The 12063-nt window shown below is 65.3% G+C and carries 13 protein-coding genes; 1 reads left to right on the plus strand and 12 read right to left on the minus strand.

The features are described from left to right. Positions 1-3: 3 nt before the first annotated feature. On the plus strand, positions 4-1380 hold the full coding sequence (locus BLT40_RS14855) for a leucyl aminopeptidase family protein (protein WP_090354491.1): 1377 nt from the start codon (positions 4-6) through the stop codon (positions 1378-1380). Here the strand turns inward: BLT40_RS14855 and BLT40_RS14860 are convergent. The 12 genes from BLT40_RS14860 to BLT40_RS14915 all read right to left on the minus strand — a co-directional run bounded on the left by BLT40_RS14860 (position 1371) and on the right by BLT40_RS14915 (position 12061). Beyond that, positions 1371-1712: a hypothetical protein gene (locus BLT40_RS14860; RefSeq protein ID WP_090354496.1), complete on the minus strand. Its 342-nt coding sequence runs from the start codon at positions 1710-1712 to the stop codon at positions 1371-1373. The two genes, BLT40_RS14855 and BLT40_RS14860, sit on opposite strands and share 10 nt — an antisense overlap. Positions 1713-1806: 94 nt before the next feature. Then, positions 1807-2289, minus strand: coding sequence for a DUF4019 domain-containing protein (locus BLT40_RS14865; protein WP_090354499.1), 483 nt, complete (start codon positions 2287-2289; stop codon positions 1807-1809). A gap of 98 nt (positions 2290-2387) precedes the next feature. Next, positions 2388-3056, minus strand: a complete 669-nt coding sequence (locus BLT40_RS14870; protein ID WP_090354502.1) for a hypothetical protein — start codon at positions 3054-3056, stop codon at positions 2388-2390. A gap of 102 nt (positions 3057-3158) precedes the next feature. Next, entirely contained in the window at positions 3159-4634 is a 1476-nt protein-coding gene (gene trpE / locus BLT40_RS14875) for an anthranilate synthase component I (RefSeq protein WP_036116106.1), read from the minus strand. A 191-nt stretch (positions 4635-4825) separates the two neighbouring features. After that, on the minus strand, positions 4826-5263 hold the full coding sequence (locus tag BLT40_RS14880; RefSeq protein WP_090354506.1) for a lysozyme inhibitor LprI family protein: 438 nt from the start codon (positions 5261-5263) through the stop codon (positions 4826-4828). Between the two features lie 118 nt (positions 5264-5381). Then, positions 5382-7379, minus strand: a complete 1998-nt coding sequence (locus BLT40_RS14885) for an ATP-binding protein (protein WP_090354508.1) — start codon at positions 7377-7379, stop codon at positions 5382-5384. Next, positions 7376-8065 carry a proteobacterial dedicated sortase system response regulator gene (gene pdsR, locus BLT40_RS14890; protein WP_036116108.1) on the minus strand — a complete coding sequence of 230 codons (690 nt, stop codon included), beginning with the start codon at positions 8063-8065 and terminating at the stop codon, positions 7376-7378. The genes BLT40_RS14885 and pdsR overlap by 4 nt, the downstream gene beginning before the upstream one ends. A gap of 430 nt (positions 8066-8495) precedes the next feature. Further along, positions 8496-9275, minus strand: coding sequence for an SEL1-like repeat protein (locus BLT40_RS14895; RefSeq protein WP_143025898.1), 780 nt, complete (start codon positions 9273-9275; stop codon positions 8496-8498). A gap of 80 nt (positions 9276-9355) precedes the next feature. Then, positions 9356-10090, minus strand: coding sequence for a hypothetical protein (locus tag BLT40_RS14900; RefSeq protein ID WP_051944014.1), 735 nt, complete (start codon positions 10088-10090; stop codon positions 9356-9358). A gap of 83 nt (positions 10091-10173) precedes the next feature. After that, positions 10174-10845 carry a ribulose-phosphate 3-epimerase gene (gene rpe / locus BLT40_RS14905; protein ID WP_036116110.1) on the minus strand — a complete coding sequence of 224 codons (672 nt, stop codon included), beginning with the start codon at positions 10843-10845 and terminating at the stop codon, positions 10174-10176. A 98-nt stretch (positions 10846-10943) separates the two neighbouring features. Continuing rightward, a complete protein-coding gene (djlA, locus tag BLT40_RS14910) occupies positions 10944-11753 on the minus strand; it encodes a co-chaperone DjlA (protein ID WP_036116111.1) in 810 nt (269 codons plus the stop codon). Continuing rightward, positions 11750-12061, minus strand: coding sequence for a c-type cytochrome (locus tag BLT40_RS14915; RefSeq protein WP_043692123.1), 312 nt, complete (start codon positions 12059-12061; stop codon positions 11750-11752). Before BLT40_RS14915 ends, djlA begins: the two co-directional genes overlap by 4 nt. Between the last annotated feature and the right edge of the window lie 2 nt (positions 12062-12063).

Here is a 12063-nt window from a genome sequence, read left to right on the forward strand (position 1 = left end):
CTGATGCCATCGCTGATCGAAACCAGGTCCGGTAAGCGCCGCGCCATACCTGTCGAGATGGTCGATGCTTCCAGCATCCCGACCCTCGAAGCCCGGCTGACCGCCGCCGATCGCCAGTGGATGGTCTCGACGAATTTCCGCCCCAACCCCGGCGCGGTGCTGTTGCTGCCCGACACCCATGGCGTGATCGAGCGGGTACTGGTGGGTGTGGATCCGTCGGAACCGATCATGGCGCTGGGCGCTCTGCCCTACCGCTTGCCGGAAGGCACCTACGAGATCGCCAAGGAAAGTATTCCCGCCGATCCCGATCTGGTCGCACTCGGCTGGGCGCTGGGCGCCTACCGTTTCGACCGGTATCGCTCACGCGGTCGCGCACCGGCGCAGCTGCTGGTGGACTCGGCAACGCTGCGCTCGCTGCAGCCGATCATCGACGCGACCTATCAGGTGCGTGATCTGGTCAACACGCCGACGGAAGACATGGGCCCCGAGCATCTCGCCGAGGCCATCCGCGCCCACGCGACGACGCACAAGGCCAAGGTGCGCGAGTGGGTCGGCGATGAACTGCTCACCGCCAACTTCCCCACGATCCACGCCGTGGGTCGCGCGAGCCATCGTGCGCCGCGTCTGATCGAGCTGACATGGGGCAAGAATTCGAATCCCAAGCTGGTCATCATCGGCAAGGGCGTGTGCTTCGATACCGGCGGCCTCGACATCAAACCGTCCGACGGCATGCGCTGGATGAAGAAGGACATGGGCGGCGCGGCACACGCGATCGCGCTGGCCGGCCTCATCATGCAGGCGAAGCTGCCGGTGCGTCTGACGCTGCTGGTGCCCGCCGTCGAGAACGCGATCAGCGGCAACGCCATGCGTCCGGGCGAAGTCATTCGCACCCGCGCCGGCATGACGGTGGAAGTGGATAACACCGACGCCGAAGGCCGCCTGGTGCTGTGCGACGCCATCGCCTTCGCGGTCGAGCAGGCACCGGACCTGATCGTCGACTTCGCGACCCTCACAGGCGCCGCGCGCGTCGCACTCGGTCCCGAAGTGCCCGCACTGTTCACCAATCGCGATCAGCTCGCCGATCACGTCATCGGTGCCGCGGAAGTCTCCGCCGATCCGCTGTGGCGCCTCCCGTTGTGGCGTCCATACCGGCGCATGCTGGACTCGTACATCGCCGACTTCGCCAACTCCGGCGCATCGCGTCATGCCGGCGCGATTACCGCGGCGCTGTATCTCGAGCGCTTCGTGCCCGAAAATCAGAACTGGATGCACCTGGACACTTACTCATGGAACGACGGCGACACGCCGGCACATCCGCGCGGCGGCGAAGCGCAGGGGCTTCGCGCGTTCTACCGGTTCCTGTCCGAGCGTTACGCCTGATCGCTGCTGTCGTCCGATGCCGCTGAGGCGGCCTCGGATGACGCAGCGTCACTCCTGACCTTCTTCCACGCGACGACCGCGCGCAGATTCCGCTCCAGCTCCGCGATCGTCAGCGGGAAATAATCCTCATCGCGGTCGCCGACCTGCCAGCTCTTCATGCGCTTCTCGGTCGCGGCGACACCCATCGCGTTGAGCGCCTTGCGCACGTCCGCCGGATCAAGATCCGTCGACTGAAGGATCAGTTGCCACAGCCAGTTCATGCGCTGCGGGTCCACACCGCGCGTCATCTGCGGCCGCGTGTATTCGCGCGTCGGCGGATCGAAATCGGACATGAGGAACACCCCGTCTAAAACTCAGGCGGTGAGTATGCCATCGCTCCGAAAAGGGTTGTGCCCACGGCAGCCTACCGAGCGCACCGAAACTCTCCTACGCGAACTTGATCTCGCGCTGCACCGGCCGGATCACATAGCCCACCGGCATCCAGCCCGAGTTCCCGGGTGCCAGCGAAACCGTCTCGAACAACACCGCGCGGGCGAAATGCGCGACGAAAATGACGTTGAGATAGTCGCCCGCAGGAAGACCGACCGGGTCCCGCACGCGTGTCACCTCGAACCACTCCCGGCCCACAAGCAAGCCACGATCGAGGCGGATCTTGCGCATATAGCGCACCCACTCCGCGCGCGGCACGATCCTCTGCATCATCGCGCCCGCCTCGAGCCACATCGCATCCGGCCGGCGGTTGTCGGACAGCTGCACCCAGTGCGTCGCGCAGGACACCGCGTTATCCAGTGAATTGGGCTGCGGGCCGAGGCGCGGTTCATGCGCAACGACGAGCATCGCCCCGAGCGGGTTCATACCCGTCAGGCCGCTCGCGGGGGTCTTGCGCAAGCTCGCTGTCGCCAGAGGCATCTGCTCGTCTCCATCATGCCGTGACGTACAGCTTCGAACGGAGGCGAGGCCCTGCCTAGTCGGCCGGATGGGCTAAGCGCTTGGTGAGAGCCGGGCGACTATCTGCGACCGAACGCCAGCACCTCGGACGTGTAAGTCTCCACCACGAGACTGAACGGCTGATTCCCCTCGGTGAACAGTACCGCCTGGTGCCTCAGCACCTCGTGCGGGATCGCCAGAGCCCCCTTATGCGCCACGGGCAATGGCGCATCCATCTCCCAGCCCTTGGGCAGCGGCGTCCACAGCAGGTCGGCGCTGATCGTCTGGCGACGGAAATGCAGCGCCTGGACGACCTTGCCGAACGGCTGGTCGGTGCTGTCGAGGATCTGGTTCATCTCCGGGGTGAGGCGCGACGGCACGTACCAGTTATCGGCCTCGGACAGCACGTGATCGCCGCAGGCCAGCTGCACCCGGCGATAACGCACCGGCTCATCCGGACCGATACCCAGCGTCTGCCGCGCCTCGTCAGGGAGGACCTTGTCCTGCCCCTTCACCCGACGGGCGAGAATCTTCGCCTCACCGGCCAGCGCATGATCGCCGCACCAGCGCTCGAGCGTGAGCGTGGCGCTGGGATGGCTGAGCAGGTCGGCATTGAGGGTTTCCAGCAGCGCCAGCGCCTGCGTCCGCGAGGCGACGTCGTCGGTGAAGGGCTCACGGGCCTGCGCCGGAACGGCGGCGGCCATGATGGCGATGCTTCCTGCCGCGATGAAAGTGCGTGTGCTGCTCATGCGTTCAATCGATCCGTGAAGTGAGTGCTGCCAGGTCGTTGCGTGGTTGCGGCGCGCATTTTTACGACGCCCTGGCGGTTATCGGCAAGGGCCCCGCAAAAATTAGAGGCCCTTGGCTGCCTGCGCCACCGCGCGGAACAACGCGCGGCCCTTGTTCATGGTCTCTTCCCACTCGGCGGCCGGATCGGAGTCATAGACCACACCGCCGCCCGCCTGCACGTGCAGGCGGCCATCCTGGATCACGGCGGTGCGGATGGCGATCGCCGTGTCGGCGTCGCCCCACCAGCCGAGCCAGCCGATGGCGCCCGCGTAGATGTTGCGCTTGAACGGTTCCAGCTCCTGGATGATCTCCAGGGCGCGGACCTTCGGCGCCCCGCTGACGGTACCGGCCGGGAAGGTCGCCTTGATGACATCCATGTAGGAAAGATCGCCACGGATGTCGCCTTCTACCTGGGAGACGATGTGCATCACGTGCGAGTAGCGCTCGACCACGAAGGACTCGGCCAGCTCCACCGTACCCGTCTGGCTGACGCGGCCGACATCGTTGCGGCCGAGGTCGATCAGCATGAGGTGCTCGGCGCGCTCCTTCGGATCGGCCAGCAGCTCGGTCTCGAGGGCGATGTCCTCGGCCTCGTCCTTGCCGCGACGGCGCGTGCCCGCGATGGGGCGCAGTACCACGCGGCCGTTCTTCAGGCGGACGAGAATTTCCGGCGACGAGCCGACGATCTGCGTCGGACCGATGTCGATGAAGAACATGTACGGCGACGGATTGGTCGCGCGCAGCGCGCGGTAGACATCCACCGGACGCGCGTTGAAACCGACGCTCATGCGCTGCGAAGGCACGACCTGGAAGATATCGCCGGCAAGGATGTATTCCTGTGCCTTGCGCACCATCGCCTCGTATTCTTCGCGGGTGAAGCTCGACTTGAAATCCGACTCATCCAGCGCGGCGGGCTGCAGCAGCTGCGGGTACGAAACGCCGCCCTGACGCAGGCGGAAGGCCAGCTGATCCAGGCGGCGCGAGGCTTCCGCGTAGGCCTGTGGACGCGAGGGGTCGGCATGTACGATGAGGTACAGACGACCCTTGAGGTTGTCGAACACCGCAATTTCGTCCGCGAGCATCAGCAGGACGTCGGGCGTACCGAGCTCGTCCTTCTTGTCCCATTGGGCGAGGCGCTCTTCGATGTAGCCGATCGTCTCGAAACCGAAGTACCCGACCAGCCCACCGGTGAAATCGGGCAGACCCGGAAGCTGCGGCACCTCGTACTGCTTGCGCAGCAGCTCGATCTCACCCAGCGGATCCTCGAGGTGGCGACGCTCGATGACCTCGCCGCTCTCCTCGACTTCCAGCTCATGGCCGCGCAGGCGGTACACCCGCCGCGCCGGCAAGCCGATCATCGAGTGGCGTCCCCAGGTCGCCCCACCCTCGACCGACTCGAAGAGGAAGGTGTACGGGCCATCGGCCAGCTTGAGATACACCGACAGCGGCGTGTCGAGGTCGGAAAAGACCTCGCGCACCAGCGGAATACGGGTGTAGCCCTGCGCGGCGTAGGCGTCGAATTGTTCGCGGGAGATCATGGGTCTCGGGGGTGACCTTGGAGTGACCCCCGATTGTAGGCCCAGGCCCTGGGGTTGGGACAGGCGGTTCCACGCGGAAGCCGCCCTTTTTGCTACCTGGACCCGAACTTCGTCCAAAAGCCAGGCTCTGGAGTGCGCCACGAGTGCCTGGCGTATGTCGTTGAGTACGCCGCATGCGACGCAGCATCCATTCAATCACCCACAACGGAAAGCAGACCCTCGAGCGTATTGGCTCGCTCCGCGTATCGATAAATTTCGTTGATCGACGCGTCGATGTTTGCGGTCTTCTCCTCGCTCCGCACGTCCAGCTCCGTGTCGACGGACCTGGCGTTGAATTCGATCCAGGCCCGTTCGGCGGCGCGCAGATGATCCTTGCCCTGGCTATCGAGCTTGCTCATCAGAGCCGAATAGGCCTTGTTGAGGCGCGCGTCCTGGACCTTCTTTTCGGCGGTTGAACAGTTGCCCAGCCCAACGATGTCGCCGCCAGCCCGGTCTGTGCAGGCGAAGAAGCTCTCGGAGACACCTTTCGGAGCTCCCCGTCTCACCCCTTGGTCCGCGTCCCCGGCCAGTGCGCCGACGGACTGCGTCAACCACGCCATACCGATGACAACCGCACAGATCGACTTCATCCTTTTCCTCCTTTCTTCCAAACGATCGACGCTGGCCGATGGCTCTGAAGGACTCTCCTTACGGCAACCCGTAGCTCCGGCCGAAGTCCGTCAAGGCCGGGCCCGCCGGACTGTCGAATCAGCCCAGTCGCTGCCTGGGCAATCCCTTCAAATGCAGTGTAAACGCCACCCCGCCCTCGAGGTTCCGCGCGCTGGCACTCCCCTGATGGCGCTCGGCGACCAGCCGCACGACGTAGAGGCCGAGGCCGAGATGTGGCGCGTCACCAGGCGTCGCCTTGTCGCGCAGACTGACCAGCGAATCGAACAGACGCCCCTGCATCGCCGCGGGCAGCGGCGGCCCTTCGTTGGACAGCTCGATGTCCGCGCCCTCGACGGTCGGCGTCAGGGCGATGCGCAACCATCCGCCGGGTGGCGTAAACGACAACGCGTTGTCGAACAGCTTGTCGAGCGCCTGCGCGATCAGCTCGGGCGAGCAATGCATCGGGACCGGCGTGGGAGGCAGTTCGGCGTCGAGGCGGCGATCGCCTGCCAGTGTGCGGTAGCCCTCGGCGCAGCCGCGCACGATGTCGGCGAGGTCGACGTCCTCGGCTTCCGCCGATGCGATGGCGCGCTCCATACGACTCGCTTCGCTCATCGCTCGCACCAGCTGGCCGAGGCGTGCCACGCCGTCACGCGCACGGGCCAGATAAGGCGCGGCTTCCGGCGGCAGTCCTGCGTGATCGAGATTATCCAGCGACGATTTGACGATGGCCAGCGGGGTGTTGAGTTCGTGCGAGAGCTTGGATGCCAGCGTCCGCAGGTAATCGGTGTAGCCGCCCACCACTTCGAAGAGCCGCTCGAAGCTGCGCGCGAGGTCACCTAGTTCGTCGGTGGCATCGGTCAGAGGGAATGGGCCATGCAGACGACCATCGTTGGCCTGCGCACGCTCGGCGGCGTTGCGCAGACGACGCAGGCGAATGGTCAGTCGCGTCGCGAACAACAGCAGCACGCCGCCAGCGACCAGCAGCACGGCGAAGCTCGTCAGCAGCAGACCGAACAGCGCGCGGTTCGCCAGCAGCGGCACCGCGCGACTGGGTTGTTCGAGCAGCACCACGCCGTGGCACTTGCCTTGCATCTGGATCGGCATGGCGGCGGCGAGTACGACACTCCCACGCGCCTCACCCGCGCGCCACGCGGTGGCGGTTTTGCCTTGCATGGCTTCGCGCACTTCCGGCAGGTCGATACGTGGAGCGTCTTCGGCCCACGCGCTGTCACTATCCAGACGGGTCGCCAGCAGCGAGCGATAGACCAGCGAAGCGAACCAACCCGGACGATCGCCCGCGGGCAGGTCCGGTAGCGCGAGCTTGCCGCTCTGTGCGACAAGCCACGCGTCGGGCGAGAGAATACGTACGCGAACACCATCCGGCGCCAGACGCGCCACTTCCTGCGACAGCGGCGCGGAGAAATCGATCAGCGGCCGGTTGTCGGCAGTCAGTGGATCGGGATCACCGTCCGCGGCGACATGAACGCCGAGGCCGAAGCGATCGAGGCGCAGGCCGCGAGGCAGCCGGAACTCCGCGCGGAAACCGCTGCCGTCTTCCTGCCACTGCGCGTTGATGCGATCGGGCAACACGCCCGCATCGGCATCCAGTGCGATGGCCGTCGTCGCGCCGGGCGCGGCGCTGGCCATCAGGTAGCGCTGGCTATCGTCGCCGCTGGCGATGGAGACGATGAGGTGATCGGCGTTGAGCGCGAGGCGGTCGGCCGCGTCGGCGCGACGGCGATGTGTCGCGCGCACGTCGATGTAGAAATAGACCCAGTGGTCGTCCTCGGCCAGCATCACTCTGGAGTTTTTGCCGAAAGGCTGCGCCCAGGGGCTGAGCGAGGCCCAGTCGTCGGCATAACCGTCGATGGTGATCGGCACGTTGGCGCGCTGGAGGAACCAGGCCGGCCCCGCCGGCGGCAACGGCGCATCGACCACGACGAGGCTGCGGGCCATGGCTCGCGCGCTGGCCACGAGTGCCTGGGCCTGGCCTTCGCGGAGCAGTGTCTCCATCTGACGCACGTAGAGCCACCCGGCGACCGGAAGGGCCAGGGTGCAGAGGGCGACGAGGAGGAGTTTCTGGCGGAGGCTCACGGCGTCCAGCGATATCCGACCCCGTGCACCGTTTCGATCGCATCGAACTCGGGCGCCAGCGCGATGAACTTCTTGCGGATGCGCTTGATATGCGAGGTGATCGTCGCATCGTCCACGACGAGCTCCGCTTCACGCATGAGCTGATCGCGATTCTTCACGTGACCCGGGAACCGCACCAGCGTATGCACCATCCAGAACTCGGTCACCGTGAGCGGAATCTCGATGCCGTTCCACAGGACGCGCATGCGCTCGGACTCGAGCTTCAGCGGACCGTGTTCGATCACGGTTTCGCTCGCGGCGGGGGCCTTGAGCGATTCGATGCGGCGGAACAACGCCGCGATGCGGGCGGCCAGCTGGTGCAGGCTCGTGTCTTTGGAGAGATAGTCGTCGGCGCCCAGACGCAGGCCGGAGATGACGTCGAAGTCGGAGTCACGTGCGGTCAGGAAGATAATCGGCAGCGTGGCCGATTTGGCGCGGAGCTCGCGGCAGAGATCGAAACCGCCTTCCGGCTCGTCGCCCAGGCCGATGTCGATGATGACCAGTTCCGGCAGACGCATGGCGAAGGCCGTCGACGCATCGCGGCGTGAGCCGTAGCCGCGGGCCTCGTAACCGAAGCGGTTGAGGGCTTCGACGTAGTTGGCGCGGATGAGGGGTTCGTCTTCGACGATGGCGATGCTGCGGGCCATGGGCATTCCGTGTGGAGGATCGGCGTGCGCAGGGTGCTATGGGGGACCGGCGGGCGCAAGGCCTGCGCCGCGATTGCCCGCGTTTCGCCCTATACATCGCCGCGAACCGCCGTGCACGAAGTCTTTGCCTTCGCTTTGCCATAAACCATCCGCGGATTGCCCCTTATGGGACGCCTCGCCCGCCGCGTGCGGCATTCAACTAGGCATGACGGCGCGCCGACCGGCGCCGAGGAGAACCGACGATGACCAAACCCGACGCTGACAACACCGAACTCGAACGCGACTTCGAGCCCCTGCGCGTCACCCTGGCGCTGGGCGCTCTGCTGCTCGGCGTCTTGTTCGGCCTGCACTGACCCTTTCCCCCGACGCTCCTGCCGGAGCTTCCTTCACTCCCCCATCCGGCACCGGACGGGGGAGCTTTTTCATGGCCTCAGTCAGCCTTCGGCGACGCCTTCGTCACGACGTTGCCCAGCGGCACCATTTCGGCATCGCCGACAGTGACCGTCCCGTTGAGGCCCCGGAAGAAGTCATCGCCTGATTTTCCGATCAGACGTTGAATTGTGAAACCCGTGGATCCGCTACCCACGCTGGAAGCGCGCGCGCCACCCGGACCATTGAACGAACCTACCGAATCGCCATTCGGAGGGGCAATGCCATCGATGAAGACGGAACCGCCGAACATCAAGGCGGCTTGCAGATTACGCATCTCGGCCAGATAGATCCGGTGCGCGCGCGTCCCCGCGGTCCTGTCACCGTACTTTTCGCGCATGTCGACCCAGTAGGCGTCCGCCTGGGCTTTTTCCGCAGGCGACAGCTGCAGGTAGGCTTTGGCGAACGCCGGCTCGAAGCGTGGATCGTGGCGTTCCGATGCGAGTGCCAGCCAGGCCACACCCAACGGACGATTGATCGGGCCATCGTCGCCATTGAAGTACATCAGCCCGAGCACGTACTGCGCCGGCTTGCTCGCCCAGTAAGCGGCATCGCGAAGACGCTCGCGGGCCCGGGCATCGTGGTTCTTACCGAAGTCGCGAGCGGCGGCGCAGAAGTAGTACTCGCCGGGCAGGATGCGCTCGATGCCGCCAGGGCAGTACGCGTTGACCTTGCGCAACAGGGCCCGGGGATCCGCAGGCTGAGCGGTATTCGCCATCGCCGAAGCACCGACCGATGCGGTCGCCATGAGAACGAAAGAAAGAGTCCGAAAGATTTTCATGCACCTGCCTCCCCGGCAGCTATGAAAGTTAGTCCGTTAAACGCACCTTGACCCGTGACGTGCACGGGTGTCCCCAAGCGTCAGTCGTCCTTGCGAGACGCGACCTGACTGATCGGCACCAGCTCGGCGTCACCCACGAAGACGTGGCTATCGTAACCGTAGAAGTACATGGCCTTCTGCGATTGCAGCATGCGGCCCAGCGTAAACCCACTCTGCAACGGCAGGTCGTTCGCCATCGCGTCGTTATAGGGAACCGTCACACCGTCGACAAAAATGCTTCCGCCGAAGTTGACGGCCCACGCGATCTGGGCGTATTCGCGGTCGAAGCGTTTTTCGGCACGCGGGGCGGCCACCGGATCGCCGTAAGTCTTCTTCAGGTCCTGCCAATAGGCGTTGGCCTGCGCAAGCTCTTCCGGCGACACCTCTTTGTAAGCCGAGATGAAGGCCGGTTCGTAGGCGGGATCGTGCCGCTCGGCGGCGAGCGCCAGCCAGGCAAGACCCAGCGGACGATTCTTTTCCGCCCGGTCGCCATTGAAATACATGATGCCGAGCGCGTATTGCGCCGGCTTGCTTGCCCACTGTGCCGCGTTTTTCAGGCTTTCGCGTGCGAGGCCGGGATGGCCGGACCAGTAATTGCGGGCGGCGGAACAGAAATAGTAATCGCCGGGAAGAAAGCGCTCGAGACCGCCGGGGCACGGCAGCAGCGACTTGGCGACGATGTCTTTCTGATCGGGGAGCGGCTGGGGTCGCTCGGCGCCAAAAGCGGCGGGAGCGACGAGCATCGCGGTGAGGGCTAATACGGACAACGACTTCATGTGCGCATCCTCCAGTAGGCTCTCACCCCGAGAACTGGAGATTACAATACTACGCAGTTCGCTATTGTCTCGTGAAAACTTGTTTAGCCGCCGATCGCCGCATGCATCCGACGGATCACATCGGCGTAATCCGGCGCATTGAAGATCGCCGAGCCGGCGACGAACGTGTCGGCACCCGCCGCCGCGATCTGGCCGATGTTGTCGGCATTGACGCCGCCATCCACTTCCAGACGGATGTTGCGGCCGCTGGCGTCGATGCGCTCACGCACATGACGGATCTTGTCCAGGGCGCCAGGGATAAATTTCTGACCGCCGAAGCCGGGATTCACCGACATGATCAGGATCATGTCGATCTTGTCGATCACGTAGTCGAGCCAGTTCAGCGGTGTGGCCGGATTGAACACGAGGCCGGCCTCACAGCCCTCGCCCTGGATCAGCTGGATGGTGCGATCCACATGCTCGCTGGCCTCCGGATGGAAGCTGATGCTGCGTGCGCCGGCCTTGGCGAAGTCCGGGACGATGCGATCCACCGGCTTGACCATCAGGTGCACGTCGATGTGCTCGGTGATGCCGTAATCGCGCAGCGCCTTCAACACCATCGGCCCGATCGTGAGGTTGGGCACATAGTGGTTGTCCATCACGTCGAAGTGCACCCATTGCGCGCCGGCATCGAGCACCTTGCGGGTGTCCTCACCCAGGCGGGCGAAGTCGGCCGAGAGGATGGAGGGGGCGATGACGGGTGATTGCCTGGACATGATGGGTACCGTTAGCCGTTCGGGGATGACGCGTTTTGTCGCGGTATTACGGAAGGTCGCGCGCGGGGCGCGCTCCTACATGATGGCGCTTCGCGTCATCATTTAAACCCCTTCTCCGCCTTGATCCGCTCGTAGGCCGCATTGATCTCGCTGGCCCGCGCTTCCGCCCGGCGACGCATGTCGTCCGGCAGGTCGCCCAGGCGATCCGGGTGATGCTCGGAAATCAGCTTGCGATAGGCCCGCTTGATCGCGCGATCGTCGGCGCCGCGCTGGATGCCGAGTACCGCGTAGGGGTCCGGACCGGCGGTATTCCGCTGCGGCGGCACGTAACCACCGCCGCCCTGCCCGCCGCCGTACGAGCGGCCGCCGCCGGTGGCGTTCCAGGCATAGCCCTTCATCGCCATCAGCGCCATGAGCTCCATGTCGCTTACCCGCAGCGCGAAGGCCAGCTGGCGCAGGATGCCCATCTTTTCGGTCGACGGATTGCCACCCTCGGCGAGCACCGTCTCGATGACCACGTCGATCACGGGGAACGCGTGGTCGCGACGATGACCGACCCACTGACGAAGCTCGTCGATGACTTCGGTCGCGTTGAACTCGGGCTGCTTGCCCTCGTTGAACGCGTCGATGGCCTGGCGACGCTGCTCCTGATCGAGGTTCATGCGCACCATCAGCCGTTCGGCGATGGCGATTTCCGCTTCGGAAATCCGTCCGTCGGCCTTGGCCACCGCGCCGATCAGCGCGAACAGCGGTGCGATGTAGCCACCCTGTGCGGGCGTACGGCGACGTTGCTGCTGGCGACTGGCATCGAACATGAAGCCGAGCGCGCCGCCGATGAGGGCGCCGAGCAGGTTGTGGGTCGCCCACATGCCCAGGACTGCGCCGATAAGAGTGCCGGTGAAATTCATGGAGCGGCCCTGGTGGGGGTCTGTGCGGCGAACCACTGGGCCAGCTGGTCGACTTCCGCGTCGGTGAGAGGGCCCGTCGCCGCGCGCATCACGGGGATGTCGCGGCGACCGTCACGGTACTGGCGCAAGGCTTCGCGCAGATAGTCGAGCTTCTGCCCGGCCAGATTGGGCGCGCCGGGGATCCGCGCCATGCCGTCTTCCCCGTGGCACGCCGCACACAGGCCCAGGCGCGCCGGCTTCACAGGCGGTGCGGCGAGGACGGGGGCGGAGAGGGCCAGGGCAAGCGCCGCGGTCAATAGAAATCGCATGG

This window comes from Dyella sp. 333MFSha (assembly GCF_900102405.1).
Lineage (GTDB): Bacteria > Pseudomonadota > Gammaproteobacteria > Xanthomonadales > Rhodanobacteraceae > Luteibacter > Luteibacter mycovicinus.